Genomic DNA, 26,589 nt, shown 5'->3' with positions numbered 1-26,589 from the left:
GAACGCGCCCCGTGGCCGCCGGGCGCGACGACAGCGGGGCGTTACGTCGTCGGGAGTCAGTCGCCAAGCGCGCCCGCTTGCGATCGACCAGCCGAACCCTGCACACCGGTGCCCGTCTGCGCGGAGGAAGTCGGAATTCGATGAGCCAGATTCGGGGGAGGTCGCCCGGCCGTGGCGCGTGCGGCGCCCGCCCGCTGTCGGTAGCGCAGCGGCGCTTCTCCCACGATGCGCTTGAACGCGTTGCTGAAGGCACTCTCGGAGCCGTAGCCGAGCTGGGCCGCCAGCTGCCCCACCCGGGTGTCGGGATCACGCAGCGCCTCCTGCGCGAGCGTCATCCGCCAGTTCGCCAGGTAGGTCAGCGGCGGTTCGCCGGCGAGTGCGCGGAAGCGTTCCGCGAAGACCGTCCGCGACATCCCGGCGGCCGAGGCCAGCTCGGCCAACCCCCAGTCGTGCCCCGGTTCAGCGTGCAGCGAGCGCATCGCCGGTGCCATGCGCTCGTCGGCGAGCAGACGCAACCACCCCACCTTCGGCTGCCCCTGCCCGACGTAGGCGCGCAGGACCTCGAGGAGAAGCAGCTGCGCGTTCTGACGGATGGCGAACGCTGACCCGAGCCGGGCACCGGAGGCTTCGTCGAACAGTCGTTGGACCAGAGCAGCGGAACGCGACGACGAGGGCGACCCTGCTGCGATGTGCACCACGGCGGGCAGCGCGTTTCGCAGCAGCTCCGACCCGACGGGACTGACGCGGATCGAGCCGCCGACGAGCACGTCGTCGGTCTCCAGGTTCGCCGTGGCCAGCGTCGTCGCGTCGAAGCTCTCCTCCGGCACCAGTGCCTGCGGTTCGTCGGAGGTGCCCGCCCCCCGGATGTCGAGCCAGGTCCGGTGGTTCAGAAGCACGACGTCGCCGGGCCCGATCTCCATGGGACCGTCCGGGCCGCCGGGGCCATCGGTCGACACCCACGCGGTCCCGGCGACGAGCGCGATTAGCTTGAAGGGCTGCGTCAGGTGAGCTTGGGACGTCCACGTGCCGCGAACCGCGAAGCCGCCCGTCATGATCCCCTCGACATCGACCCTCGCGAGCAGGTCGGAGAGGGCGTCGACCGGGGCAGCATCCACCATCCCCGTACTCTGGAGCATGAAATCCGAACGCACAACTATTCCGAGTCCGCCGCGTTCGCCGCACACTCGATCTCATGATCGAACAGCAGATTCCACTCCACACCCCGTTCACCGCCTCGTCCACGGCCGCGGACGTCCTCCACGATGTCGACCTGACCGGCAAGAACGTGATCGTCACCGGTGGGCACGGCCGCCTCGGCAGCGAGGTGACGCGGGCCCTGAGCAGCGCAGGCGCATCGGTCACCGTCGCCGCCCGCGACCCTGAGCGAGCGGCGCTGGCACTTGCCCACGTCGACAGCATCACCATCGAGGCGCTAGACCTGACCGATCCGGCGTCGATCGACGCCTTCGTCGCCCGCTGGCTCGGGACCGGTCGCGCGCTGCACGTCCTCGTCAACAACGCAGCCGTCATGTTCGGACCCGAGCTCCAGCTCGACTCCCGCGGGCACGAGCTCGCGTTCTCCACTGCCCATCTGGGGCACTTCCGGCTCACCCGTGGGCTCCTGCCCGCGCTGCGCGCCGCGCACGGCGCCCGGGTCGTGAACGTCACCTCCGGCGCCGCACGGTTCGGCCAGATCCGATGGGACGACCTGGACTTTGCCACCGGCTATGACCCCGCAGCCGCGTACGGGCAGTCCAAGCGAGCGAACGTGCTCTTCACGGTCGAGCTCGACCGCCGCTACGCCGACGAGGGCATCCGCTCGTTCGCGACCCACCCGGGCGTCATCATCGGCCCCGGACCGCACAGCCCGCAGCGGGCCGCGGCATTCCGCGCACAGGGGCTCGTCGACGAGGACGGGAACACGATCATCGACCCCGAGGGCGGCAAGAAGACCACCGAGCAGGGTGCCGCGAACCTGGTGTTCGGTGCGGCAAGCCCGCTGCTCGAGGGCATCGGCGGCGTCTACCTCAAGGACAACGACGTCGCCGAGCTCGACGACAGCGACTACCCGCTCAACGCCGAGAGCATCCCCTCGATGGCCAGCTCCGCCATGCTCGACGCCGACGACGCGCGCAGACTCTGGGAGGTCAGCGAGCGACTCACCACGGAGAACTGACCACAGGAGCAGCCACGCCCGCGCGCCCGACGTGTGTCCCGCTCTCATCTGCGCAGCGGGCGGGCCGCCGTCATACGCGGGCCGGCGTGCCGTCCGCGACCTCCGGCGCGGATGGGGAGCTTCGCGTCGTCCTCCACGCACGACGCGAAGCCCCCACTGGCCCGTCCTGACGCACCACACGCCAGGCGGCAACCCTCGGTGTCGTAGGGTTTCGTGCCGGAGGCGGCGGACGTGACGTCAGCTGAACCACGCGGGACTTGTCCCGAGGGTTCCACGGATCAAACCCCGCAACCCCCGGGCCTCTAGCTCAATTGGCAGAGCAGCGGACTTTTAATCCGCGGGTTGTGGGTTCGATCCCCACGGGGCCCACCCAACGGACACTCCCGAGGTGCCCGGCGTCCTGGCCGCGGAGCGGCCCACGACAGCGCCGATGCCAGGGAACGGCTCGCACCGGTGCCGGTGACGCGCCGGTCGGTGTCCATCGTGCAGCAACTTCACTCCAATGCGCGCACCTGCACAGCCGGCGCACAGCGACGATGGCACCACCACCAGGCGCGGAGGACAGATGGCACGGACCGTTCTGCTCGTACGGCTCGGCGCCGTCGTCACGGGGGTGCTGGTCCTCGTCGGGACGCTCACCGGGTGCGACATGCAGACCGAACGGGAGGCGGCTGCGCCTGTCGAGAGCGCCGAGAGCACCGAGACGGTCGCGCCCGCAGAGGTGGAGCCCACTCCCCGCGACTACTTCGGTGTACCGGGCGCCGCGCTCGAGATGCTCGTCGACTCTGCCCGACCACAGATCCCCACGCTGCTGTCGATGTCGAACGGGGTGTACTCCGACTTGCAGATCGTTGCTGTGCAGCCCGACACCGTCGAGTACGACTACACGTACGCGCAGCAGATGGACGTCGCCGCCTCGGTGGCCTGGTTCGAGGCGAACCTTGGGACCTTGCAGGGAGTCGCGGACTCGTCCGTCTTCGTCGGGATGGCCCAGGCCGGCATCAGCCTGACGCCGAAGGCGACGTACACGTACTTCAACGCCGACGGGTCGCTGCTCTGGACCCACACGTTCGAGCCGTCGTCCTAGGCCGGCCGGACCGGTTCCCCGCTGAGCGAACACCGATCCGGAATGGCGGACCACCGCGCGGCGGTTCGGATGGGCAGAACGCGCGGTGCGACGAGCGCCGCTCCCCTCCAGCGAGACGAGGTGTCCGCCCATGACCACGACCACGGTCGACGTCCCGACCACCACCGCCCAGCTCACCCGGCAGGACCGGTGCGACCGCTGCGGTGCGCAGGCGTTCGTGCGGGCGACGCTCCCCGCGGCCGACGGGCTGGAGCTGCTCTTCTGCGGTCACCACTTCCGCGCGCACGAGCTCAAGCTGGTCGCGGCGGGCGCCACGGTCCACGACGAGCGGCACCGCATCGACGAGCAGGCGCCCGAGCGCGTCTGACCGGTCGCGGGTCGGCTACAGCGGCACGGTGTCCGCGAAGACGACCCGCTCCTCGAGCTCCTGGACCGTGCCGAGCGAGGGGGCGGTGTCGCGGCCGATCATCTCGACCTCGCGCACCCGGACGCGCAGCGTGCCGCCCGGGTTCGGCAGGGTGAGCCGGGTGCCGACCGCGCCGCTGGCCGTGGCGACCGTGTGCCAGGGGCCGCCGTCGCCGAGCACGAGCGGGCCGTCCCCCGCGTCGCCGGTCGCCTCGAGGATCGCGTCGCACCGGTTGAGCCTCGGGCCCGCCGGCGTCACGCCCGTCAGGGTCACGCCCAGCTCGGCGCCCACCTCGACCGTCACCGTGCGGTCGGGCAGCAGCGGGACGAAGTCCGTCCGCACCACCGGCGAGATCGTCAGGCCGGGCAGGCTCTCGGGCTGGTAGCGGGCGACCGCGAGCTGGACGAGCGGCGAGTACGAGTCGAACGGGCCGAGCACGACATCGGCGAACGCGCTGCCGCCCACCTCGAAGACCCCGTGCGCGACGACGACGGCCGTCGGCCCCTCCGCCAGCGTGACGCCCACCGCGGTCCCGGCCGGGACGGGGAACCGCGGCGGCGGGCCCGTCTGCCACACCGGGTCGCGGCCGGCCTGCGTCACCAGCGGCGCGACGTCCTCGCCGATCCCGCCCGGCGTGCCGACCACGGCGAGCTGCTCGCCGTCGCCGGTGAGGAACCACGGCGCCTCGAGCTCGACGCGCAGCCGGTTGCCCAGCCGCCGACGGACGATCGTCGTCCCCGCGCGCTCCTCCTGCCAGAGGAACCCCGGCGTCACCGAGCGCACGACGGGGGCCACCGGGCGCGCCGAGCTGGGTACCGAGACCGGGCCGATCGTGCCCTCTACCTGGAACGCTCCGCCGTCCTCGGACGGCGCGAAGCAGTCGCGGAACCGGCTCATCGCCGTCAGCGAGTACGTCACCGCGCGGTGCTTGGTGTCGCCGAACTCCTGGGTCAGGGTGCCCAGCCGCGCGTCGGCGCGACCGACGGCGATCCGGCCCACCGGCCGGCGGTCGGCGGGCGGGTCGCCGCGGTCGTCGACGGGGCTCCACGACGCCGCCACGTCGACCGCGAGCGTGCTCGGCGGGTCGATGCCGGCGCGCGGGTCGCCGTCCTCGGCCACGTGGACCAGCCCCGTGGTGGCCCCCTCGGTCCGCGACACCGCGAGCCGGCCCTGCGGCGTGCCCCGCGGGGCCCGGACCGCGTGCCGGACGGTGACGCTGCGCGCCGGCGTGGCCATGGGGTGCCGCCCGGCCGCGAACAGGTCCTCGGCCGCCGACGTCGTACCCGGGGTGCCGTCGCCGCCGCCCGTGAGCCAGTCGGAGATGGAGAACGCCCCGCGTGCATCCTCGCCGATCAGCGAGGAGATCTGCACCGTCGCCTCCTCGGCCGGCGCGAGGCGCACAACGAGCACGCCGCCGTCCTCCCACTGCAGCGTGGGCTCGGCGCCCACCCGCGCGCGCAGCTCCAGGCTCTTGGGCTGCAGGTCGGGCCACGTGCCGTCCGGGTGCGGGCCGGGCCGGCTCGACGTCCAGTTCTCCGGCTCGAGGTCGCGCGGCGGCTCCCCCGGGTCGCCCCGCACGAACCCGACGACACCGCCCGCGGCCGGATCGGGCAGGTCCGTGCGGGCGAGGAGGGTGAGGGCCTCGTCTCCGTCGAGGCGGCCGTGCCGCTCGATCACCTCGAAGGTCGCGGACGGCGGCACGAGGTCCCGGGCGCTGTCGGCGAGCGCGTCCGCGATCCCCTCCGCCGAGCGGACGACCAGCGCGGTCGGCGAGGCGCCCGGCCCGAACGGCCCGGCGCCGGCGGGCACCCGGACGTCGGGCGGCAGCACCGGTTCGTGGCGTCGGAACCTCACCAGCTCGGAGTCGCACCCGTCGAGCGACGGCTCCTCCAGCACCGGTCCGCCGCCGGCCACGTCCGCGACTCGGGCGCGCACCTGGTAGTCGTCGCCGAACCTCAGGCGCAGCAGGGTCCCGGGCTCGACGGTCACGCCCGATGTGTCGAGGACGAACGGCAGGGGCACCGACGGCGTCCCCGCGCCTGCCGGGCGGTCGCGCAGCTCCGGCCGGGGCACCGCGAGGCTCCAACCGTCCCACCGGGCGACCACCTCGTCGGTGCGCAGCATGTTGTCGCCGCGGTCGATGCCGCCGCCGACCTTGACGTGCCCCTCCTCGGTCGGCGGAGTCGGGAACGCGACCCCGTTCACGGCGTACCGGGCCTCCCGCCGGCACAGCGAGTGCCAGTCGAGCCCGACGATGCGCACGTCGACCCGGTACCCGAGGGTCAGGTGCTCCGCGACGAGGACGTCGTCGGCCGGTCGACCGTTGCGGGCGCCGCGGTCGGCCAGGTCCGCGGCCCGGCCCACGCGCGCCAGCAGCACGCCGGCCGTGCGCAGCGCGGGCAGGGCCCCGTCCGACTCCGGCGTCGGACCGGCCGCCGCGACCGCGGCCAGACCGCGTGCGGCGTGGTCGACGTCGACCGTGTGGAGCCGCCAGACAGGCCCGTCGCCGGTCTCGCGGGCGAGGGCCACCATGCCGCCGGCGTCGGCCAGGTCGGAGCCCGGACCGGGGGCCGGCAGGAACCGGTCGCGCAGGTAGCTGGTCGACCGAGGGTCCACCGCGGGGATCCCCGGCGGCGCCGTCGGCCAGCCGACCCGCAGCACGCCCCGCTCGGGCAGCCGCGCGACGTCGGACGCCGTCACGGTGAGCTCGAGGATCAGCCCGAGCGCCCGGAGCACCGCGGGGTGCTCGCGGAGGACCGACGTCGCGAGGTGGAAGTCGATCGGCCGGCCCGACGGGGTGCCCGTGCCCTCGGTCGGGGGCGGCGGCGGGGCGATGCCGGCGAGCTCCGACGCGCGGCCGCGCGACATCGTCGCGAACTCGGCCCGGCCGTCCTCGTCCGTGAGGCCGCGCGCGACCTCGCTGTACGCGGTGATGATGGCGTCGGCCTGCATCGTCGTCGGCTGCACGTCCAGCCCGCGCACGACGGCCCCCACGGGCGGCCGCACGTCGATCGAGCCGAAGAACCGTTCCCACAGCCCCGGGACCGCCGCGACAGACGGCCGCAACGAGAGGCTCACGGCCGGGTCCGCGCCGACGTCGGTCGCTGCGTCGACCACGAGGCGCCCGTCGTCCGCGGTCAGCTCGGGCGGCGGCCAGGACGCCATCCCCTCCTCGGCCAGCGTCCCGCCGCCGTCGAGCACCGGGACGACGACCACCCGCAGCACGCCGCCGCCGTCCGCGGTCCGTCCGCCCGGCACCGCGATCCACATCGCGCGGCTCATGCGTACGCCTGCTGATAGCCGTGCCAGCCGTCCTGGGCCACCTGCGACCCGAGGTCCGGCGGCGGGGGCGGGCTCGAGCCACCGGCGAGCACCCACAGGCCGCTGTCCAGCTCGACGGAGTCGGAGTAGAGCGTGAGGTCGATCTCGAGGACCAGCGTGGCGCGGCCGGCCAGCTGGTTGCGGACCCCGTCGTAGACGAGCTCGATCCTCATCTCGAGCGACACCGAGGCGAGCCCGAAGAGCGACACGCTGCCGCCCAGACGCAGGTACCCGCCGATCTGGACGTCGTTGCCGACGAGCGCCGTGCGGACGCCACCCAGCGCGTGCACCTCGGCCTTCACGACCGTGAAGTCGGCGCTGATCATGCCGCCGAACTCCATGGAGATGTCGAGCTCCTTGAGGGTCGACCCCTCGATGGCGACCGCCGCGTACCCCCCGCCGCCGAACGGCGGGATGCTCAGCTGGAAGGGCGCCTCGCGGCTGGCGAACGCGAGCCGCACGCCCGGTGAGCCGCCCCGGAAGGGGATGTGCACCTGGATGTGCACCACGATGTTGCGCATCAGGAACGCGCCGGAGCTGGCGTCGGGCACCTGGATCGCGAAGGTCGCGGTGACCCCGTCCTCCCGCAGCGCGATCTGCGGCTTCGCCGCGCCGAGCACCGAAGACGCCTTCTCCTGGAGGTCCTTGAGCAGGCGCAGGGAGCCCTCGAACGAGAAGTCCATGTGCGAGACGTCGAACGTCGGCGGCCGGCCCGAGCCCTCGCGGAAGGTGAGGCCGTCGAACCACAGGCGCAGCACCTCGGTCTGCGGGGTCGGCAGGCGCAGCGTGAACGCGGTCAGGACGCACTCGGTGCTCCGGACGGCCAGGTCCTGGGAGACCGTGAGCCGCACGGTCGTCGTGTCGGGCGCGTCGATGGGGTCGGGCCCGTGGGCGACGAAGGTCTCCCGCGACTGGAGCCTCTGCTCGGGCCACGTCATCCGCGCGCCGCGCGGGACGCCGTCCGGCCCGGCGATCTGGAGGATCGACGGTGGCGCGTCGAACCCGCTCAGCAGCGACGCCAGCGGGATGCCGAACAGCCGCATGTCCGCGAGCGCCGCGAGCGGGTCGCCGCCACCCGGGAGCACCCGCCCGTCCACGGGGCCGAACTCGTCCGAGACGACGTCGGCGTGGAACGTCGGCGTGACCAGCGCGCCGCCGCGGTCGGCCTGGGCGTCGAAGTCGGCCTTGACGGGCGGGTCGAGCCGGATCACGTCCTTGATCGGGCCGCCCTCGAGGTACCGCGAGTCCAGCCGGGCGGTCACCCGCTGAGGCGCCCCCTCGGGCAGCAGGGTGCGAAGCTCGGGCAGCTCGACCTCGAACGAGCGCAGCACCGGGCGCAGCTCGCGGTCCGACATCTCTGCGTGGAGCCTGATCCCGTGCACCTCCTGCACGTCGGTCGTGCGCGGGCCCTCCGGGCGGCGGACGACGTCGATCGGGGTGCCCGGCAGCGCGCACGTGACCTCGGGGACGCGCCCCAGGACCGACCGGTCGTCGAGGCTCGAGTAGCCCTCGAAGAACGCGTCCGCCGGCACGCGCACGTCGTGCACGAAGAACAGCGGCACCTGCAGGACGACGTCGCCCAGGCTCCCCGTGCAGCGCACGGGCCAGGAGCCGCCGCCGGGCGGGTCGAGCACGCGCGACACGGTGGTGACCGTCGCGTCGGGGCCCAGCAGCCGCAGGATGTCGGCCAGCTCGTCCAGGAGGCGGATGATGTCCGCGTCCATCATCCGGCGGGCGTAGAGGTCGGGGTCGGCCAGCTCCGCGGGGGTCGGCTGGGCGCTCTGCAGGAACGGCACGTCGTTGGCGACGAACCGCTGGTGCGACGCCTCGCGCTGTGCCGTGAGCTCGTTGATCCGGGGCTGGAGAGCGTTCGCCGCGTCGGCGACCGACTGCGGGATGAAGAACGTGGGCGGGATGTCGTCGGTCACGACCTTGCCGTCCTCGAGGATCTGATCCTGCTGACTCCTCAGGTCCCCGATCTCCGTGTCGGCCGCCCGCACGTCCGCGGCGTTGCCCGTGTCCAGCGGGTGGTCCACCAGACCCCACTCGGTGAGCGGGATCGGCTGCCGGAACCGGTCGGCGAACGCCGCGCGCGCCGTCGGCAGCTCCGTGTCCTCGATGGTCCGCCGCCGCTGGGTGATCGCGTCGACCACCTCCGGCGGCCGCGTGAACGTGTCGACCGGCTGGCTGTGGTCGATGTCCCCCAGCGTGGTGACCAGCATCTCCGCCTGGCTGAAGGGGAACGCCCGGGCCGCGAGGAACTCCACCGGTGGCAGGTGGTGCACGGGCTGGACCACGCGCAGGACGGTCTCGCGGTGCAGGGACGCCGTCTGGTCGCGACCGACGCGGCGCACGACGGTCGACTCGAGCACCGCCGGGTGCCCGAACGGGAACAGCACGCCGGGCTGCTCCCACCGGACCCGCTGGTCCCTGCCGAGCGCCGTCACGTGGTCCCACCGCAGCGCAGCCGTCGCCAGGTGCGACGTGAGGGTGCCGCCGAGCGCCGACAGCCGGAGCCGTTCGACCTCCGCGGCGACGCCGGTGACCAAGATCGTGCTCCGCTCGCTGAAGTCGAGAGGCTCGACGTCGCTGCCCTGGTCGTCGCCGAGCACGTCGTGGGCGAGGAGCAGGAGCGGACCCTGCCCGGTGGCCCGGACCACGTACTCCCAGAGCGCCGTCACGCCGGCGCGCGCGAGCGGCTGGGAGGGGCCGGAGCCGCGCGCCGCCACCGCCGGGCGCTGGATCAGGCCGGCGGGCAGCTCGATCCGGGTGCTCGCCACGCCCGGGATGTCGAGCCCCGCCAGCGCGTCCAGGACGCCGGCGACATCGAGCCGGACCGCGGTGCCCACCGGCAGGTCGTAGCCGATCTCGCTGCTGCGCGCCTGCAGACCGCCCTGGATGACGGCCTCCTCGGCCTTGGTCTCGCTCACGGCCTGCGGCGGGAAGCGGACCGTCAACGACGCGCCGTCGCCGGCCACCAGGCTGTCGCCGACGATCGTGCAGCCCGTCGCGGTGACGCCGAGGACCACGAGGTCGTCGGGCCGCACGATCAGCAGCTCGGTCATTCGGACACGTCCTGGTACGGGGTCCAGTCGAGGCCGTCGCGCGAGCTCGTCGCGATGACCGTGCCCTTGATGTCCACGACGAGCGCCATGACCCCGGTGTCGATCGAGGTCGCGACGACCCCGGCGGAGGGCATCACGGTCGCGTCGTTCACCATCGTCTGGTCGGTCCAGGGCCCTCCGCCCACGGCCCGGGTGGCCGCGAGGAGTGTCCCGCCGCTGTTCACGGCCAGCGCCACCAGGCTCTCGTCGGCGAGCCCGAGCGCGACGGCGCCTTCCAGCCCGATGTCCGCGGTCCCCACCAGGAAGACCGACGAGACGACGCCCTGCGCGGGGTCGATGTCGACGGCGCGCAGCAGACCGTCCCGGCCCACCCCGAGCGCCACGAGCGTGCGCGCGTCCTCCGGACCGACGGCCAGCACGACGGTGCCCGCGCCGCCGTCGAACACCGCCCCGCCGGTGTCGGCCACGCCGGGCTGCCACCCCGTGCCCACTGTCGCGGTGGTGACGCCGGTGAACCAGCGGAACGTGCCCCCGTCGTCGATGGCCACCACGTCGGCGGTGCCCGCCGCCCGGCTGCAGATCGCCGGGCCGCGCAGGCGCCGGTAGAGGTTCCCCGGATCGAGCGGGACGCCGGCGGTGAGCCCGCCGGGGAGGTGCAGCCCGGCGTCGCCGACCATCGCGAGCAGCTGGCCGTCGGGGGACACCGACGCGACGGCGACCTCCTTCTCCCCCGTGACCGCGACCGCGGGCCTGGTCCCCTGCGCGACGTGGTCCCGGCCGGCGACGGACTTCAGGGTGCCGGTCTGACCCTGGTCGTCCCACCAGATGTGCTCGAGGCCGGACGGGCCGACCAGGAACGCGTCCTGCACCAGGCGCGCGAGGGGGTCCTGCTCCTGCCGCGCCGTCACCACCGGGGCACCGGTGGTCACCGCGTGGTCGAACTCGTCCGGCGAGAACGCGGCCGGGTCCAGCCAGTCGAGGAAGAACTGCCACCCACGCCGGACCAGGTGGTTGGTGGTGTCGAGGAACGCCGCGAGCACGGCGTCGCCGCCCAGCGTCGTGATCGCCGGCGGCACGATCCGCGGCCAGCCCCGGCTGAGCGCGATGGCGCGCAGGTCGGGCATGGGCCCGATGCCGGCGGGGCGCCCGTCCGGGATCGTCGTCCCGAGCGCCGGGTCGCTGAGCACGCGGCGCAGGTCGATCACGTCGAGCACCTGGCCGGCGTCGGCCGTCGACATGCCCTGCACCGCGGCGGCGACACCCGCGACGACGGCCGAGGCCGCGGAGGTGCCCGAGAAGTCGACGTAGGTGTCCGGCGCGGTCCCCGGCGCCCGCACGAACAGCCCCGGTCCGAAGCAGTCGACCCGGGCGCCGAAGTTGGAGAAGTCGGCCGCCCGCTCCCAGAGCTCGTTGTGCTCGCCCGCGGGCCGGCCGGCGCCCACCACGACGGCACGGGAGTCGACGAACGTGCCGGACGCGGGGTTGAGGTGCGCGAACGCCGGGGAGTCGTCGAGATCGAGGTGGCCGTTGCCCGCCGGCTCCACGACCGCGACCCCGAAGAGCGCGACGAACCGGATGGCGCGCTGGACCGCTCGGTCGAGCTCGACCGGTGCCGCCGGGCCGTTGTCCGCACCGAACGGCGAGGCCAGCTCGATCAGCACGATCCCGTCGACGCCCACGGCCGCCGCGGCCGCGAGGACCGCGGCCGCGGTGTTCGCGGCCCCCGCACCGCGGTCGGCCGTGACGAGCAGCAGCTCGGCGCCGGGCGCGATGCCGACCGTGCCCACGCCGTCGTCGGCCCCGACCACGATGCCGGCGACGCTCGTGCCGTGCTCCGGGGTGTCGACGCCGAACACCGACGAGGGCGTGACCCGGGCGCTCCGGAGCTCCTCGTGGGTCAGGTCCCATGCGGTCTCGATGTCGGCGATGCGGACCCCCGGCGCCGTGCCGCCGGGCACGTGCCAGGCCCAGACCGCGTCCACCCCGCGCGGGGGTGGCAGGACCTGCAGCTCGCGCTCGCCCTGGGCGGTGCTGCCCCAGAGCGGCACGGCGGCCGGGACGACGGGCAGCCGCCGCGACGCCTCGGACACGAACGGCAGCTCCACGATGGCCGCGACCAGCGCGTCGGCCGCCGCCCCGTCCTCGATCGGGACGGCGAACCACGCGACGGGGTCCGGCGGTTCCTCCCCCGAACGCTCCCGCGCACCGTCGACCATCGCCCGGAGGTCGTCCACCGGCAGCGCGTCGATCAACGGCTGCAGGGTGATGCCTGGGAACGCGGCGGCCAGGGCGTCCCAGGCGGCGGCGAACGCGGGGTCGAGGTCGGCCAGCGCGCTCTCGGCGCCCTCGACGTAGGGGAGTCGTACCTCATCGGTCAACGCGATGTCGACGAACTCAGCCATCCCGGAACACCTTCGTCGTCCGAGCGGCGACTCTCGGTCGCCCCGAGCGCCCTCAAGCCTGCACCTCTCGTGCGGGCGGCGTCCAGGAGGCTGGCACCTAGGCCGGGCCGGTGTAGTACCCCGCCTCGAGGTCCGCGAGCAGCCCCGGGTGCGTCGGCGCCCAGCCCAGCAGGCCGCGCGTGACGGCGCTGGACGCCGGGATGTCGAGCGCGAAGAACTGGCCGATCCACCCGAAGTGCTCAGCGGCGGCGTCGGCGGCGATCGAGACCGCCGGGACGCCGAGCCCGCGCCCGAGGGCCTCGGCGATCGCCCGGGACGGCACGCCCTCCTCCGCGACGGCGTGCACCCGCGACCCGGCGGTCGCGCCCTCGAGCGCGAGCGCCACCAGCCGCGCGGCGTCCAGCCGGTGCACGGCGGGCCACCGGGAGGCGCCGTCGCCGACGTAGCCGGCCACCCCCGTCGCGCGGGCGATGCCGGCCAGCGCCGCGACGAAGCCGTGGTCGCCCTCGCCGTGCACGGTCGGGGAGAAGCGCAGGCTCACGGCGCGCACGCCGCGGTCGGCGTACGACAGCGCGAGGTTCTCGGCGCCGCCGCGGGGCGAGTCGGGCCCGTGCATCGGCGCCTCGTCGGCCTCGGTGGCCACGCGGCCGGGCGTGAGCCCCGCGACGCCCGAGGCCAGCAGGAACGGGCGGTCGGAGCCCTCGAGCACGTCGAGGAACCCCTGGACCACGGCGCGCTCGGTGCGCCACGCACCGGCCATGTCGGAGAAGTCGTGCTTGAACCCGAGGTGGATCACGGCGTCGGCCGCCTCGGCGCCGGCGCGCAGGCTGTCGAGGTCGTCGAGGCTGCCCGGGTGCGGCTCCGCGCCGGCCGCCGCCAGGGCGTCGGCGGACCGCGTGGACCGGGCGAGCCCTACCACCTTGTGCCCCGCGTCGAGGAGCTCGGGGACGACGGCGGAGCCGATCCAGCCGGAGGCCCCGGTGACGAAGACGCGCATGTGCTGCTCCTTGCAGGTGATGTCAGTTGCTGTCATCACCAACAGTAGACCCGATGACAGCCGCTGTCATCACTACACTCCTGCCCATGGGTCGATGGGAACCGGACGCGCGGGGCCGCCTGGCGCGGGTCGCGCTCGAGCTCTACGCCGAGCGCGGGTTCGAGCAGACGACCGTCGAGGACATCGCCGAGCGCGCCGGCGTCACCGAGCGCACCTTCTTCCGGCACTTCGCCGACAAGCGCGAGGTGCTGTTCGACGGCTCGGGCGCGCTGCAGCAGGGGCTCGTCGACGCGATCGCCGGCGCACCGGACGGGTTGTCGCCGATCGACGTGGTCGGCCGGGCGTTCGCGGCCGCGGGGTCGATGCTGGAGGACCGGCGGGACCACGCGCGGCGGCGGTCCGCCGTGATCGCCGCCAACCCCGCGCTGCAGGAGCGCGAGCTGCTCAAGATGGCCGGCCTGGCCGCCGCGGCGACGACGGCGCTGCGGGCCCGGGGCGTGCCGGACCCCGCGGCCGGGCTCGCCGCGCAGGCGGGCGTGGCCGTGTTCTCCGTGGGCTTCGAGGCCTGGGTCACGGGCACGTCGTCGGACACCCTCGCCGCGACGATCGAGGCCTCGCTCGCCCAGCTCCGGGCGGTCACGGCGGGGGCCGCGCCGTGACGGTCGACGTGCTGTCCGCGGTCGGGCGCTACGTCGACTTCGTCGAGGTGGTCGGCGTCAAGAAGCCGGGCGGCGCCGGGTGCTGGTGCATGTCGTACCGCGACAGCCGCGTGCCGAACGAGGGGCGCGCCGCGTACATGCGCGACGAGTGCGCCCGCGAGCCCGGGCCGGGCGTGCTCGCGTACGTCGACCACGAGGTGGCCGGCTGGTGCTCGGTGGCGCCCCGCAGCACCTACCGGCGCCTCATGCACTCGCGCACCCTCCCGTTCGTCGACGAGCGGGACGCCTGGAGCGTCGTCTGCTTCGTCGTCCGGCCCGACTTCCGGCACCAGGGCCTCATGCACGAGCTGCTCGAGGGGGCGGTCGCCCACGCCCGGGCGTGCGGCGCGACGGTCGTCGAGGGCTACCCCGTCGACGTCGGCGCGGGCGACCGGGTGGACGTCATCTCGGGTTACGTGGGGACCCGCCGCCTGTTCGAGGCCGCCGGTTTCACCGTGGCGGCGCCGACGACGGGGCACAGTGGCGGCCGCCCGCGCGTCGTCATGCGCCGGGAGCTGGCGGGCGTCGTCGAGCCCAGAATCCCCAACGGATCGTGACCATCCCGAGACGTGGATGTTACTTACCGGTAAGACCCTCGTGATGCCTGTTACATCTGTGTGCTACCCATAGCCCACTGAGAACCCAGCCGACGGGTGGCCCAACGTGCCCGCGGCTCCGACAGAAGAGGTAGCGCATGTCCTCCCTCGCACCATCCCGTCGCCGCGTCCTCGCGGCGACCGCGGGACTCGCGGCCACGGCACTCGTGCTGACCGCGTGCTCGGGCACCAGCAACAACGGAAGCGGTGACGGCGGCAGCACGTCCGCCGGAGGTGCCCTCACCATCGGCACCACCGACAAGGTCACCACGCTGGACCCCGCGGGGTCGTACGACAACGGCTCGTTCGCCGTCATGAACCAGGTGTTCCCGTTCCTCATGAACACCCCGTACGGCAGCCCGGACGTGGAGCCGGACATCGCCGTCTCGGCGGAGTTCACCGCGCCGACGGAGTACACCGTCAAGCTCAAGCCGGGCCTGAAGTGGGCCAACGGCCACGACCTGACGTCGTCCGACGTGAAGTTCTCGTTCGACCGGCAGCTGAAGATCGCGGACGAGAACGGGCCGTCGTCGCTGCTCTACAACCTGGACAGCACCGAGGCCGTCGACGACACCACGGTGGTCTTCCACCTGAAGTCGGAGAACGACCAGATCTTCCCCCAGATCCTGTCCAGCCCCGCGGGCCCGATCGTCGACGAAGAGGTCTTCTCGCCCGACGCGGTGACGCCGGACAACGCGATCGTCGACGGCAACGCGTTCGCCGGGCAGTACACGATCACCGGCTACGACTTCAACTCGCTGGTCTCGTACAAGGCGAACCCCGACTACAAGGGCGTCCTGCCCCCCGCGAAGACCGACGAGGTCAACGTCAAGTACTACGCGGACTCGTCGAACCTCAAGCTGGACGTCCAGGAGGGGAACATCGACGTGGCGTTCCGCAGCCTCTCGGCGACGGACATCGCGGACCTCAAGACCGACGACAAGGTCAAGGTCGTGGACGGTCCCGGCGGTGAGATCCGCTACATCGTCTTCAACTTCGACACCCAGCCGTACGGTGCCAAGGCGGACGGCGCCGACCCGGCCAAGGCCCTCGCGGTGCGCCAGGCGGTGGCCGACCTCATCGACCGCAAGCCGCTGTCGGAGCAGATCTACAAGGGCACCTACACGCCCCTGTACTCCTACGTGCCGGACGGCCTGACGGGCGCCACCGAGTCGCTGAAGAGCCTCTACGGCGACGGCAACGGCGGTCCCGACGCCGACAAGGCGAAGTCGACCCTCGAGGCAGCCGGCGTCACCACGCCGGTCGCGCTGAGCCTGCAGTACTCGAACGACCACTACGGCCCCTCGTCGGCCGACGAGTACGGCCTCATCAAGGAGCAGCTGGAGAAGGGCGGCCTGTTCAAGGTCGACCTGCAGACGACGGAGTGGGTCCAGTACTCCAAGGACCGCACGGCCGACGTGTACCCCGCGTACCAGCTCGGCTGGTTCCCGGACTACTCGGACGCCGACAACTACCTCACGCCGTTCTTCCTCACGGAGAACTTCCTGAGCAACCACTACTCCAACCAGGAGGTCAACGACATGATCCTGGAGCAGGCGACGACGACCGACCCCGACGCCCGCACCAAGCTCATCGAGAAGATCCAGGACACCGAGGCCAAGGACCTGTCCACGGTCCCGTACCTGCAGGGTGCCCAGGTGGCCGTCGTCGGCAAGGACGTGAAGGGCACCGAGGACACCCTCGACGCCTCGTTCAAGTTCCGCTACGGCGCGCTGTCGAACTGATCCTCGTACCGCTGGCAGACGGTCCCGCTCCCGAGCACGATCGGGGGCGGGGCCGTCTGGCTCGTCCGTACCGCAACAGGCAGGAACCATGACCACCACCACGACCGGCACGCCCACCGGCGTCGTCCCCGGCGAACCCACCGCGCCGGCGACCCCAGGCGCGAAGAGCAGGCGATCGGGGGGGCACCTCGGCAGCTACCTGCTGATCCGGTTCCTGCTGATCTTCCCCACGATCTTCATCCTGGTGACCACCGTCTTCGTCCTCATGCGCTCGACGGGTGACCCGATCACCGCCGCGCTCGGCGGCCGGCTCACCCACGACCAGCTGCAGGAGCGGATCCACGCCGCCGGGTACGACCGGCCGATCCTCGTGCAGTACTGGGACTACCTGACCAACCTGTTCCACGGCGACTTCGGCACGACCATCTCGACCAACCGACCCGTGACCGAGGTCGTCCTCACGTACGGCGCCGCGACGCTCGAGCTCGCGTTCTACGCGCTCCTCGTGGCCCTCCTGGTCGGCATCCCGCTGGGCCGGATCGCCGCCGCACGCCGTGACCAGGGAGTCGACGCGTCGCTGCGGGTGTCGGGCATCGTCGCCTACGCCACGCCCGTGTTCTTCGCCGGCATCCTGCTCAAGCTCGTCTTCTCCGTCTGGCTGGGCTGGCTGCCCGTCGCGGGTCGCGCCTCCACCGACGCGCAGATCGCGATCCAGCGCAACGGCGCGGGCACCGGCATCTACCTGATCGACGCGCTCAGCACCGGAGACCCCTCCGTGGTGTGGGACGTGCTGCAGCACGCGGTCCTGCCCGCGCTGGCCCTCGGCCTGCTGACCGGCGGGATCTTCCTGCGCCTGGTCCGCACCAACGTCATCGGCACGCTGTCCACCGGGTACGTCGAGGCGGCCCGGTCGCGCGGGGTGAACGAGCGTCGGCTGCTGCGCCAGCACGCCTGGCGGCCCGCGCTCGTCCCGATCATCACCGTGATCGGCCTGCAGATCGCGCTGCTGCTCAGCGGCGCGGTCCTCACCGAGACCACGTTCGAGTGGAAGGGCCTCGGCTTCCAGCTGGTGCAGTTCCTGCTGGCGCGCGACTTCGTCGCCGTCCAGGGGCTCGTCGTGCTGCTCGCCGTCGTGGTGGCGCTGACGAACTTCATCGTCGACGTCATCGCCGCACTCGTCGACCCGAGGATCAAGTACTGATGACCGTCATCGACCCGGACGCCGTCCACGCCGCCCCGGCGGCCCCCGAGCACACGTCCCTCTGGAAGCGCCTGCCGGTGGTGCGCCACCTGCGCACGAGCGTCGGCCTGCAGCGCACGATGCTCGTCGTCGGCCTCGTGCTCGTCGCGATCTTCGTCCTCACCGCCGCGTTCGCGCCGGTCCTGGCGCCCTACGGCTACGCGCAGCTGTCCTCCGGCGACGTGAACTTCGGCTCGCAGCAGCCGCCGTCCGCGCAGCACTGGCTGGGCACCACCGTCGGCGGCTACGACGTCCTGTCCCGGACCATCTGGGGCGCCCGGCCGGCGTTCCTCGTCATCGTCGTCGCGGTGCTGCTCTCGATCTTCGCGGGCGTCCTGCTCGGCCTGCTGTCCGGGTACTTCGGCGGCTGGATCGACCGTGTCCTCGTGGTCATCGCCGACGCGCTGTTCGCCTTCCCGAGCCTGCTGCTCGCCATCGTCGTCGCCATCGTGATCAGCGGCGGGCAGTCGTCGATGTGGGGCGGCGTGATGGCGGCCGCCATCTCGCTGAGCGTCGTGATGATCCCGCAGTACTTCCGCGTGGTCCGGGCCGAGGTCGTGCGCGTCAAGGCCGAGGCGTTCGTCGAGTCCGCGCGCGTGATCGGCGCGGGCCACGTGCGGATCATGGGCCGGCACGTGCTGCGCAACTCCACGCGCACGCTGCCCCTGATCCTCACGCTCAACAGCTCCGAGGCCGTGCTCACGCTGGCCGGCCTCGGGTTCCTCGGGTTCGGCATCGAGCCCACCGCGGCGGCCGACTGGGGCTACGACCTGTCGAAGTCCCTGTCCGACGTGACCAGCGGGATCTGGTGGACGGCGGTGCCCCCGGGCGTCGCGATCGTGCTCACCGTGCTCGGCGTGACGCTCGTCGGCGAGTCCCTCAACGACCTCGCCGACCCGCGCCTGCGCACCCGCCGCCGCGCCAAGGCGGCGGACGCCATCGGCCCGGTCAGCCCCGTCGTCGCCGTCCCCGGCGGCGCGCTGGACGACGAGCTCGGCGCCATCGACGAGCTCGAGGCACCGTCCGCCCTGTTCGACGAGCCCGGCCAGGAAGGTGTGCGCTGATGACCGACGTCGTCGACATCCAGGACCTGCGGGTCTCGTTCGCCACCGACTCGGGCACCGTGCGTGCGGTCGAGGGCGTCTCGCTCACGGTCGCCGCCGGGGAGGTGCTCGCGATCGTCGGCGAGTCCGGCTCGGGCAAGACCGTCACCGCCCGCTCGATCCTCGGGCTGCTGCCCGAGACCGCGCTGAGCAGCGGCGCCGTGCTGCTGACCCGCAAGGACGGGTCGGCCACGCACGACGTGGTCACCATGAACGCCAACGACCTGCGGGACGTGCGGGGCCGCGACGCCGCGATGGTGTTCCAGGAGCCGTCGACCGCGCTGAACCCGGTGTTCCCCGTCGGATGGCAGATCGCGGAGGGCCTGCGCGCCCATCACCGCCTCTCGCAGAAGGACGCCCGCGCGCAGGCGATCGAGGTCCTGCGCCTGGTCGGCATCCCCGACCCGGAGCACCGCGTCGACCACTACCCGCACCAGTTCTCGGGCGGGCAGAAGCAGCGGATCGTCATCGCGCAGGCGCTCGTGCTCGACCCGGGCCTGATCATCGCGGACGAGCCCACGACTGCGCTCGACGTCACGGTGCAGGCCGAGATCCTCGACCTGCTGCGCCGGCTGCCGAGGGACTTCGGCTCCGCGATCGTGCTCATCACGCACAACATGGGCGTCGTCGCGGACCTCGCCGACCGCGTCGCGGTCATGTACAACGGCGAGATCGTCGAGCAGGCCGACGTCCACACGCTGTTCTCCTCGCCGCAGCACCCGTACACGAAGAAGCTCCTCGACGCCGTGCCGCGCGTCGGTGGGCGACGGCTGCGCGACCGGGTGCGGGTGGCCGACGAGCTCGAGGCCATGGTGGTCGACGAGTCGGCGACCCCGGTCGTCGAGGCGACGGACCTGCGGATCGTGTACCCGGGCCGGCTGCGGCAGCCCGCGTTCACGGCAGTCGACGGCGTCGACCTGGTGATCCGCCCCGGAGAGGTGCTCGGGCTGGTCGGCGAGTCGGGCAGCGGCAAGACGACGATCGGGCGCGCGATCGCCGGCCTGACGCCGGTCAGCGGCGGCTCGCTGAAGGTCCACGGCGTCGAGATGCTCGGCGTGAAGGAGAAGACGTTCCGGCCCGTGCGCAAGCGCATCGGGTTCGTGTTCCAGGACCCGGCGACCAGCTTCAACCCCCTGCTCACGATCGCGCAGTGCGTGGCCGAGCCGATGGTGGTGCACGGCCTGGCGCCGAACCCGCAGGAGGCCCGCCCGCGGGTCGACGAGCTGATGGAGGCCGTGCAGCTGCCCAAGGCGTTCGGCGACCGGTTCCCGCACGAGCTGTCGGGCGGCCAGCGCCAGCGCGCCAGCCTCGCCCGGGCGCTCATCCTGGGCCCCGAGCTGCTCATCGCCGACGAGCCGACCAGCGCGCTCGACGTGTCGGTGCAGGCCCGCGTGCTCGACCTGTTCGCCCGGCTGCAGGCCGAGCTGGGGTTCGCGTGCCTGTTCATCAGCCACGACCTGGCCGTCGTCGACCTGCTCGCCCACCGCATCGCGGTGCTGCACCGGGGCGTGCTCGTCGAGGAGGGCACCGGTGACCAGGTGCTCGGCGCCCCCAAGCACCCGTACACGCAGCGGCTGCTCGCGTCGCTGCCCGTGCCGGACCCGGTCGAGCAGGCCGCCCGGCGCGAGCAGTGGAGGAACCTGCGCGCGCAGGAGTGACGCGGGCCGGCCGAGCGCTCAGGCGACGACGGGCGCCTCGGCCGGCACCGGCAGCTCGCACGCCTCACGGCGCGCTGCGTAGCGGTCGTACAGCGTGACGACGAGGGCCACCAGGTAGGCGAAGAGCAGCACGTCGCCCACCGCCACCTGCCCGCGCTGCCCGGTCGCGATCGCGGCGAACACGAGCATCGCCACCAGGCTGATCGCGGTGTTGACGGCCACCTGCACCCCGAGCGACCGTCGGCGTGGCAGCGAGAGCACCGCGTGGAGCAGCACGGTCGCGGTGACGACGAGGGCCACCGCGCCGATGCGGGCCTCCATGCGCGGGTACGACTCGACCATGATCAGCGTGACGAGACCGGCGAGGACGACCTTCTCGACCAGGTGCCGCACGCCCGTCGGCGCCGCCGCCACCGGCCCGCGGGGAAGCCAGCCGACGTGCGAGGCGACCACGTCGGCATCGACCGTGAACGGCCACCGCGGCGGCGGCAGTCGCCGCGCGAGCCGTCGTCCCACGACCACGAGGACCGCCACGAGCGCCGCGATGACGCCCCAGACCCACGGCCGCCCGTCCACCAGCTTCCCGAACTCGTCGGTGAAGTCCAGCTGGGCGACGTGGATCCACCACTCCTGCGGCAGCTTGATCACGACCCAGATCAGCCCGGCTGTCCACAGGTACGCGGCCTTGCTCAGCCGCCCGGCGTCCCACCGCGTCCGGACCACCTCGAGCGCGATGACGACGTACTCGAACGTGTTGGGGAACGCCATGAGCAACCAGCGCGCGCCGCTGAGCTCGAACGCCAGCACTCCGACCAGCCGGAAGTACCAGAGGAACGCGGCCACACCGACGGCGAACGGGTTGCGCCAGTTCCGCAGGACCGCCAGGTAGGCGATCGTCAGGTAGTAGATGTCCAGCGCCTTGTCGTACGACTGGTAGTTGTCGAGCGGCAGGTCGGTGAACGCGGCGAAGATCGACTTGTCGACGCCGTCGATCACGAGCGCCGCGAGGATCGCCGGCAGCGGGAACCGCGGGATGAACAGCGGGACCACGAGCCGTAGGCCCACCACCAGCAGGAACACGGTCCAGTCGAGGGTCCCCGCGTTCGCCATGCTGCGGACTGTAGCGACCCGGTTCTGCCTCGCGACGACCCGGTCCACCCCTAGCCTGACGGCATGCGGAACAGGCTCGTCGTGTCCGGGTCGATCGCGGTCGCGGTCCTCGGCGTCCTCGTCGCGCTGACCGCTCTCTACCCGCCCGTGCGGCAGATCTCCGGACCACGCACGGGCCTGGTGGTCGCCGGGGTCGTGCTCACTCTCGGCGTGGCCGTGCTCGCCGTGCGGCGGCCGGCGACGGCGGCACGCCGGGCCGCGTGGTTCGCCGTCCCGGCCCTCGCTCTCGGCGCCGTCTGGTGGTGGCAGCCGCACAGCGCGTTCGGCTGGTTCGCGTACGCCCCGCTCTCCGCCACGGTCATCCAGGGCTCGCCCGCCACCGACCTCCTGCTGCCCGCGCTCGTCGGCCTGCTCCTCGCTCTCGCGACGACGGGAGCGGTCACCCTCGTGGGCGTTGAGTCGCCGGTCCGGGTGCTCGCGATCGTCGCGACGGCGCTCACCGCGCCGCTCTGGGTCGCGCCGGGTCCACGGGTCACGGCGTCCGGGTGGTCGCTCGCAGGTGAGGTCGTCGGCGCCCCGGTCACGGTCGTCCGGACGGTGTCGCTGCTGCTGGCGGTGGCGATCGGCGCCGCCGTGCTCCTGGCCGGTAGGTCCACGCCCGCCCGGGCGGCCGCCTACGTCCTGCCCGCCGCCGGACTCAGCTGGGTGTGGTGGCGGTCGGGTGGGGGCGCGACCATCGGTGTCGCCGGGTCCGGGGGCACGCCGCTGCCGAGCGTCGTCGACCGCCTCCCGTGGTTGACCACCGCCGTGGCGGCCAGTGCCCTGGTGGTCGTCCTGTGGGTGCTCGCGTTCCTCGGCTCACGCGTCCTGTTCGCGCGCTACCGACCGCCCGGCATCGCGCCCGTCAGCTCGTCCGGGCGATGACGATCAGCAGCATGGTCACCAGGAACCCGGTGACCAGGTTGAGCCAGAGGAACCGGCGCCAGCCGGCGTTCGCGCGCTCGCAGTCGTCGTCGCGCACGGACCAGAACCGCGCGGTGCTGATCGCGTACGGGACGGGCAGCACCGCCGCGAGCGAGCCCGGCCACGGCACCACGAGCAGGACGGCGGCCGCGAGCACGTAGAGCATCGTCGCCGCCACGACGGTCCGGTGCGCCCCCAGCGCGGTGGCCACCGAGGCGATGCCGCCCTCTCGGTCCGCCCGCACGTCCTGCACCGCCCCGAACGCGTGCGACGCCATGCCCCAGAGCACGAACGCGACGAGCACCGGCCACGTGGTCGGGGCACTCAGGTCCGCGCCGACCAGCACCAGGGCGTACAGCAGGGGCCCGACGAAGTGCATCGCGGACGTCAGCGAGTCCAGGCCCGGCCGCTCCTTGAACCGGAGCACGGGCGCCGAGTACGCCACCACGAGGAACAGGACCAGGGCGAGCGTGGCGTTCGCCGCGGCATCGCCCACGAGCACGAGGTAGACGACGAACGGCACGGTCGCGACGACGCACGCCCACAGGATCCGGCGGTGCACCTCGCGCGCGCGGGCCGGCTCGACCAGGCCGCCCTCGATCCCGCCCTTGCGCGGGTTGCGCAGGTCCGAGGCGTAGTCGAACACGTCGTTGATGCCGTACATCAGCAGGTTGTACGGCCCGAGGAAGAACAGGGTGCCGACGACGAACGTCGCGTCGACCCGCCCGCCCGTGGCCAGCAGGTAGCCCGCGGCGAAGGGGTAGGCGGTGTTGATCCAGCTGAACGGGCGCGACGCCGCGAGGACCTCCCTCACGAGGGCTCCCGGTCCGTGCGTCGGCCGAGGAGCACCCACAGCACCGGCATCCCCACGGCGGCGGCGATCGCATACGCGAAGTCCTCCAGCGGGGCGCCCCAGATGTACCGGCCGAGGATCTTGTCGGGGTCGAACACGTACAGGCCGGCGTCGATCATGATCGTGTCGAAGACCGCGGTGAGCACGCACAGGTGGAGCACGGTCCACACGATCGGCAGCGCGCGCATGCGGCGCAGCACCGGCCACGAGACGGCGCCGAGCACGGCCAGCACGATGACGTTGAGGACGATGTTGGTCACGGCTGGTCCGCCTGGTCCGCCTGGTCCGGCTCGTTCGCGAGGGCCCGCCGGCCGGCCTCGCGCTGCCGCGCCGACTGGTCGAACCAGCGCCACGCGAGCAGCGCCGTGTAGCAGAGCAGCGCGAGGAAGAAGGCCTCCTCCACCGGCAGCTCGGGCGCCAGCAGCAGCCCGGTCATGTGGGGCGAGTCGCCGCGGGCGAAGATGCCGAGCAGCAGCCCGGTCACGTCCCACGCGAGGAACCCGACGACGCCGATGCCGACCGTGAGGGCGGCCCGCCGGGCGTCCGCCCAGAAGGCGAGCCGGAACTGCCGGTCCAGCAGCGCCAGGCCGCCCAGCGACACGAGCAGGGCGCCCAGGTAGAGGAATCTCATCCGACCTGCTCGCTCCACACCCCGCGCGGGCGCGCAGACGCCAGGAAGCCGGGCCGCAGCGGGGCGGGCAGCGGTCGCGACGACGTCTCCCCGAGCATCCGCTTGACCACGAGCTCGGCGCTGATCAGGCACATCGGCAGTCCCACACCCGGGATCGTCCCACCCCCGACGTGCAGCACGTTCGGGACGCGCGCGGAGGCGTCGCCGGGCCGGAACATCGCGCTCTGCCGCAGCGTGTGCTCCATGCCGAGCGCACTGCCACGCCAGGCCGAGAAGTCGCGCGCGAAGTCCGCGGGCGCGACGACCCGGCGGGTCACCACGCGCTCGCGCAGCCCGGGGATGCCGGCCCACGCGCCGACCTGGTCGAGGTACCGGTCGGCGTGCCGCTCCACCGCCTCGCGGTCGTCCGCACCCAGCGACGGGTCCGCGGGGAAGGGGACGAGCAGGAACAGGTTCTCGTGCCCGGGCGGCGCCGCGGTCGGGTCGCTCGCGGTGGTCCTCGAGACGTACATCGACGCGACCTCGGGCACCCGCAGCCCGTCGGGCGCGGTCGAGCGCCCAGGCCCGAGGATGTCCTCGAAGTTCGCCGGCCAGTCGCGCGTGAAGAACAGGGAGTGGTGCGCCAGCTCGGGCAGCTCGCCGCGCACGCCGGCCATGACGAGCAGCGCCGAGATGCCGGGACCGCGGTCGGCCCACCACTCGTCGGGCAGGTCGCGGTGCCGGCCCAGCAGCGCGGTCTCGGTGTGGTGGCGGTCCGCCGCGGACACGACGACGTCCGCGGGCACCAGCGAGCCGTCGGCCAGCCGGACCCCGCGGGCCCTGCCCGACCTGCGCGGATGCCGCACCGAGGGCGGCTCGTCGGCGATCTCGATGGCGGTCACGTCGGCGCCCGTGCGGACCTCGACGCCCTCCCTGCGGGCGATCCGCTCGAGCGCCTCGATCACGGTGTACATCCCGCCGCGAGGGAAACGTACACCGTCGACGAGGTCGAGGTGGCTCATGAGCGAGTAGAGCGCGGGCACCCGGTACGGCGACGACCCGAGGAAGACCGCGTGGTAGCCGAGCACCTGCCGCAGCACGGGGTCGGTGACCGTCGCCGCGACCTTGTCCGCCAGCGTGCCGGTGAGCAGCCCCGCCAGCGCGCCGGACTGCCGCACCACATCGAGCGAGAGCAGCCGGTCGGGCCGGGCGAACGTGGTGTAGAGGAACGAGTCGAGGGCCGTCCGGTACGCCTGCGTCGAGGCCTCGGTGTAGTGGCGGATCGCCTCGCCCGCGCCGGGCTCGCGCGCGTCGAACGTCGCCCAGTTGGCCTCGGGGTCGCCCACGACGTCGAACGGCTCGCCGCCCTCGGGGAACAGCCGGTACGCCGGGTCCAGCCGCTCCAGCTCGACGTGGTCCTCGATCCGCTCCCCCAGCAGCGCGAACGCGTGCGCGAAGACCTCGGGCATGAAGTACCAGGACGGCCCGGTGTCGAAGCGGAAGCCGTCGACGCTGAGCACGCCCGCGCGCCCGCCCAGCTGGTCGTGCCGCTCCAGGAGGGTCACCAGCGCGCCACCGCGGGCCAGCAGCGCGGCCGTGGTCAGGCCGGCGATGCCGCCGCCGACGACGACGACGCGTCCGGGTCCGGTCATGCGCCGACCGCGCGGCCGGCCCGCGCCTCGGCCAGCACCGACTCGCCGACCACCAGCAGCTTGACGGGCGCGGGCAGCCGGACGCGCCCGACCAGCAGCGACTCGGGCGGGCGGCTCGCGATCTCGTCGAGCAGCCGCTGGTACAGGGCCAGCGTCGCGCCGACCGCGTAGCGCGCCCTCGTCGGCAGGCGGGGGACCGCCGCCCGGGCGACGGCGACGTCCGCGGTGATCTCGTCGAGGATCTCGCGCAGCCGGGCCTCGTCGAGGTGCCCCGGCGTGGTCCCGGGGAAGTACGTGCGGCCCAGCTCCTCGGTGTCCGCGCCCAGGTCGCGCAGGAAGTTGATCTTCTGGAAGGCCGCACCGAGCGCCCGGGCACCGGCCACCTGCGTGGCGTCGGGCTCCCGCACCGGCTCGTCGGGCCGGCGGTCCTCGTTGAGGAAGGCGCGCACGCACATGAGGCCGACCACCTCGGCCGACCCGTACACGTAGGCCTCGTAGCTGGCGCGGTCGTGCTCGCGCACGGTCAGGTCGGTGCGCATGGAGGCGAAGAAGGGAGCGGTCTCCGCGGCGGTGATCCCGGTGCGCCGGGCGGTCCGCGCGAACGCGTGCACCACGAGGTTGGTCGAGTACCCCGTGCGCAGGGCGCGCGCGGTCTGCTCCTCGAGCTCGTCCAGCTCGGCGCCCGCGTCGGCGCCGCGGTAGGTGTCCACCACCTCGTCGGCCAGCCGCACGAGCGCGTACACCGCGCGGATGTCCTGCTGCGCCCTCCGGCCGAGCAGCCGCGTGCCCAGCCCGAACGAGGTCGAGTAGGCGGCCAGCACGCCGGCGCTCGTGCGCGCGGCCGTCGCGTCGTACAGCCGGAGCGCCCGGTCACGGGCCGATCGCAGCTCCGACATCGGCTCCTCCA

21 protein-coding genes and 1 tRNA gene are annotated in these 26,589 nt (G+C 73.3%); 11 read left to right on the top strand and 11 right to left on the bottom strand.

Annotated elements, in window-relative coordinates:
- Positions 1–56: 56 nt before the first annotated feature.
- Positions 57–1,118 (bottom strand): AraC family transcriptional regulator, encoded by a 1,062-nt coding sequence (locus tag AB5970_RS05025; protein WP_370502806.1) that lies wholly within the window; start codon positions 1,116–1,118, stop codon positions 57–59.
- Positions 1,119–1,192: 74 nt separating this feature from the next.
- Between AB5970_RS05025 and AB5970_RS05020 the strand changes: the two genes are divergently transcribed.
- From AB5970_RS05020 to AB5970_RS05005, 4 genes are all read left to right on the top strand, one after another.
- Complete coding sequence (locus AB5970_RS05020) at positions 1,193–2,176, top strand: SDR family NAD(P)-dependent oxidoreductase (RefSeq protein WP_370502805.1); 984 nt, start codon at positions 1,193–1,195, stop codon at positions 2,174–2,176.
- A gap of 296 nt (positions 2,177–2,472) precedes the next feature.
- Positions 2,473–2,545, top strand: a tRNA-Lys gene (locus AB5970_RS05015).
- A 196-nt stretch (positions 2,546–2,741) separates the two neighbouring features.
- Complete coding sequence (locus tag AB5970_RS05010; RefSeq protein ID WP_370502804.1) at positions 2,742–3,263, top strand: hypothetical protein; 522 nt, start codon at positions 2,742–2,744, stop codon at positions 3,261–3,263.
- Between the two features lie 130 nt (positions 3,264–3,393).
- A complete protein-coding gene (locus AB5970_RS05005) occupies positions 3,394–3,630 on the top strand; it encodes a DUF7455 domain-containing protein (protein WP_370502803.1) in 237 nt (78 codons plus the stop codon).
- A 15-nt stretch (positions 3,631–3,645) separates the two neighbouring features.
- On the opposite strand, the gene AB5970_RS05000 is transcribed toward AB5970_RS05005, so the two are convergent.
- The 4 genes from AB5970_RS05000 to AB5970_RS04985 all read right to left on the bottom strand — a co-directional run bounded on the left by AB5970_RS05000 (position 3,646) and on the right by AB5970_RS04985 (position 13,454).
- Positions 3,646–6,951, bottom strand: coding sequence for a hypothetical protein (locus AB5970_RS05000; protein ID WP_370502802.1), 3,306 nt, complete (start codon positions 6,949–6,951; stop codon positions 3,646–3,648).
- Positions 6,948–10,055 carry a hypothetical protein gene (locus AB5970_RS04995; RefSeq protein ID WP_370502801.1) on the bottom strand — a complete coding sequence of 1,036 codons (3,108 nt, stop codon included), beginning with the start codon at positions 10,053–10,055 and terminating at the stop codon, positions 6,948–6,950. The genes AB5970_RS05000 and AB5970_RS04995 overlap by 4 nt, the downstream gene beginning before the upstream one ends.
- Positions 10,052–12,457 carry a S8 family serine peptidase gene (locus AB5970_RS04990; protein WP_370502800.1) on the bottom strand — a complete coding sequence of 802 codons (2,406 nt, stop codon included), beginning with the start codon at positions 12,455–12,457 and terminating at the stop codon, positions 10,052–10,054. Before AB5970_RS04990 ends, AB5970_RS04995 begins: the two co-directional genes overlap by 4 nt.
- Positions 12,458–12,554: 97 nt before the next feature.
- Positions 12,555–13,454, bottom strand: a complete 900-nt coding sequence (locus AB5970_RS04985; protein WP_370502799.1) for an SDR family oxidoreductase — start codon at positions 13,452–13,454, stop codon at positions 12,555–12,557.
- Between the two features lie 86 nt (positions 13,455–13,540).
- On the opposite strand from AB5970_RS04985, the gene AB5970_RS04980 reads away from it, so the two are divergent.
- The 6 genes from AB5970_RS04980 to AB5970_RS04955 all read left to right on the top strand — a co-directional run bounded on the left by AB5970_RS04980 (position 13,541) and on the right by AB5970_RS04955 (position 20,494).
- Complete coding sequence (locus tag AB5970_RS04980; RefSeq protein ID WP_370502798.1) at positions 13,541–14,113, top strand: TetR family transcriptional regulator; 573 nt, start codon at positions 13,541–13,543, stop codon at positions 14,111–14,113.
- Positions 14,110–14,709, top strand: a complete 600-nt coding sequence (locus AB5970_RS04975; protein WP_370502797.1) for a GNAT family N-acetyltransferase — start codon at positions 14,110–14,112, stop codon at positions 14,707–14,709. Before AB5970_RS04980 ends, AB5970_RS04975 begins: the two co-directional genes overlap by 4 nt.
- A gap of 137 nt (positions 14,710–14,846) precedes the next feature.
- Entirely contained in the window at positions 14,847–16,493 is a 1,647-nt protein-coding gene (locus AB5970_RS04970) for an ABC transporter substrate-binding protein (RefSeq protein ID WP_370502796.1), read from the top strand.
- Between the two features lie 88 nt (positions 16,494–16,581).
- Complete coding sequence (locus AB5970_RS04965) at positions 16,582–17,694, top strand: ABC transporter permease (protein ID WP_370502795.1); 1,113 nt, start codon at positions 16,582–16,584, stop codon at positions 17,692–17,694.
- Positions 17,694–18,797, top strand: a complete 1,104-nt coding sequence (locus AB5970_RS04960; RefSeq protein ID WP_370502794.1) for an ABC transporter permease — start codon at positions 17,694–17,696, stop codon at positions 18,795–18,797. Before AB5970_RS04965 ends, AB5970_RS04960 begins: the two co-directional genes overlap by 1 nt.
- The gene (locus tag AB5970_RS04955) at positions 18,797–20,494 is read left to right on the top strand and encodes an ABC transporter ATP-binding protein (RefSeq protein ID WP_370502793.1); all 1,698 of its coding nucleotides are present in this window, start codon (positions 18,797–18,799) and stop codon (positions 20,492–20,494) included. The genes AB5970_RS04960 and AB5970_RS04955 overlap by 1 nt, the downstream gene beginning before the upstream one ends.
- Before the next feature lie 18 nt (positions 20,495–20,512).
- Here the strand turns inward: AB5970_RS04955 and AB5970_RS04950 are convergent, their stop codons facing one another.
- Positions 20,513–21,604 (bottom strand): hypothetical protein, encoded by a 1,092-nt coding sequence (locus tag AB5970_RS04950; RefSeq protein ID WP_370502792.1) that lies wholly within the window; start codon positions 21,602–21,604, stop codon positions 20,513–20,515.
- A 63-nt stretch (positions 21,605–21,667) separates the two neighbouring features.
- Here AB5970_RS04950 and AB5970_RS04945 point away from each other — a divergent pair, with 63 nt between their 5' ends.
- On the top strand, positions 21,668–22,528 hold the full coding sequence (locus tag AB5970_RS04945; RefSeq protein WP_370502791.1) for a hypothetical protein: 861 nt from the start codon (positions 21,668–21,670) through the stop codon (positions 22,526–22,528).
- Here the strand turns inward: AB5970_RS04945 and AB5970_RS04940 are convergent.
- Genes AB5970_RS04940 through AB5970_RS04920 form a run of 5 tightly spaced genes read right to left on the bottom strand, consistent with a single transcriptional unit; the run spans position 22,509 to position 26,578 of the window.
- Positions 22,509–23,381: a prenyltransferase gene (locus AB5970_RS04940; protein WP_370502790.1), complete on the bottom strand. Its 873-nt coding sequence runs from the start codon at positions 23,379–23,381 to the stop codon at positions 22,509–22,511. The genes AB5970_RS04945 and AB5970_RS04940 overlap by 20 nt on opposite strands.
- A complete protein-coding gene (locus AB5970_RS04935; RefSeq protein ID WP_370502789.1) occupies positions 23,378–23,680 on the bottom strand; it encodes a lycopene cyclase domain-containing protein in 303 nt (100 codons plus the stop codon). The genes AB5970_RS04940 and AB5970_RS04935 overlap by 4 nt, the downstream gene beginning before the upstream one ends.
- On the bottom strand, positions 23,677–24,051 hold the full coding sequence (locus AB5970_RS04930) for a lycopene cyclase domain-containing protein (RefSeq protein WP_370502788.1): 375 nt from the start codon (positions 24,049–24,051) through the stop codon (positions 23,677–23,679). The genes AB5970_RS04935 and AB5970_RS04930 overlap by 4 nt, the downstream gene beginning before the upstream one ends.
- Positions 24,048–25,682, bottom strand: a complete 1,635-nt coding sequence (crtI, locus tag AB5970_RS04925) for a phytoene desaturase family protein (protein WP_370502787.1) — start codon at positions 25,680–25,682, stop codon at positions 24,048–24,050. Before crtI ends, AB5970_RS04930 begins: the two co-directional genes overlap by 4 nt.
- A complete protein-coding gene (locus AB5970_RS04920; protein WP_370502786.1) occupies positions 25,679–26,578 on the bottom strand; it encodes a phytoene/squalene synthase family protein in 900 nt (299 codons plus the stop codon). The genes crtI and AB5970_RS04920 overlap by 4 nt, the downstream gene beginning before the upstream one ends.
- Between the last annotated feature and the right edge of the window lie 11 nt (positions 26,579–26,589).

Origin of the sequence: Cellulomonas sp. ICMP 17802 (genome assembly GCF_041295535.1) — a bacterium.
Lineage (GTDB): Bacteria > Actinomycetota > Actinomycetes > Actinomycetales > Cellulomonadaceae > Cellulomonas.
Note: the sequence above shows the minus strand (reverse complement) of the source record. Positions and strands in the feature narration are given on the sequence as shown.

Excerpts from the sequence above, each read along its gene's own strand:
- AB5970_RS04960 (WP_370502794.1), top strand. The coding sequence starts at position 17,694 with ATGACCGTCATCGACCCGGACGCCGTCCACGCCGCCCCGGCGGCCCCC.
- AB5970_RS04930 (WP_370502788.1), bottom strand. The coding sequence starts at position 24,051 with ATGAGATTCCTCTACCTGGGCGCCCTGCTCGTGTCGCTGGGCGGCCTG.
- AB5970_RS05025 (WP_370502806.1), bottom strand. The coding sequence starts at position 1,118 with ATGGTGGATGCTGCCCCGGTCGACGCCCTCTCCGACCTGCTCGCGAGG.
- AB5970_RS04980 (WP_370502798.1), top strand. The coding sequence starts at position 13,541 with ATGGGTCGATGGGAACCGGACGCGCGGGGCCGCCTGGCGCGGGTCGCG.
- crtI (WP_370502787.1), bottom strand. The coding sequence starts at position 25,682 with ATGACCGGACCCGGACGCGTCGTCGTCGTCGGCGGCGGCATCGCCGGC.
- AB5970_RS04995 (WP_370502801.1), bottom strand. The coding sequence starts at position 10,055 with ATGACCGAGCTGCTGATCGTGCGGCCCGACGACCTCGTGGTCCTCGGC.
- AB5970_RS05000 (WP_370502802.1), bottom strand. The coding sequence starts at position 6,951 with ATGAGCCGCGCGATGTGGATCGCGGTGCCGGGCGGACGGACCGCGGAC.
- AB5970_RS04970 (WP_370502796.1), top strand. The coding sequence starts at position 14,847 with ATGTCCTCCCTCGCACCATCCCGTCGCCGCGTCCTCGCGGCGACCGCG.
- AB5970_RS04955 (WP_370502793.1), top strand. The coding sequence starts at position 18,797 with ATGACCGACGTCGTCGACATCCAGGACCTGCGGGTCTCGTTCGCCACC.
- AB5970_RS04990 (WP_370502800.1), bottom strand. The coding sequence starts at position 12,457 with ATGGCTGAGTTCGTCGACATCGCGTTGACCGATGAGGTACGACTCCCC.
- AB5970_RS05020 (WP_370502805.1), top strand. The coding sequence starts at position 1,193 with ATGATCGAACAGCAGATTCCACTCCACACCCCGTTCACCGCCTCGTCC.
- AB5970_RS04965 (WP_370502795.1), top strand. The coding sequence starts at position 16,582 with ATGACCACCACCACGACCGGCACGCCCACCGGCGTCGTCCCCGGCGAA.
- AB5970_RS04985 (WP_370502799.1), bottom strand. The coding sequence starts at position 13,454 with ATGCGCGTCTTCGTCACCGGGGCCTCCGGCTGGATCGGCTCCGCCGTC.
- AB5970_RS05010 (WP_370502804.1), top strand. The coding sequence starts at position 2,742 with ATGGCACGGACCGTTCTGCTCGTACGGCTCGGCGCCGTCGTCACGGGG.
- AB5970_RS04920 (WP_370502786.1), bottom strand. The coding sequence starts at position 26,578 with ATGTCGGAGCTGCGATCGGCCCGTGACCGGGCGCTCCGGCTGTACGAC.
- AB5970_RS05005 (WP_370502803.1), top strand. The coding sequence starts at position 3,394 with ATGACCACGACCACGGTCGACGTCCCGACCACCACCGCCCAGCTCACC.
- AB5970_RS04950 (WP_370502792.1), bottom strand. The coding sequence starts at position 21,604 with ATGGCGAACGCGGGGACCCTCGACTGGACCGTGTTCCTGCTGGTGGTG.
- AB5970_RS04945 (WP_370502791.1), top strand. The coding sequence starts at position 21,668 with ATGCGGAACAGGCTCGTCGTGTCCGGGTCGATCGCGGTCGCGGTCCTC.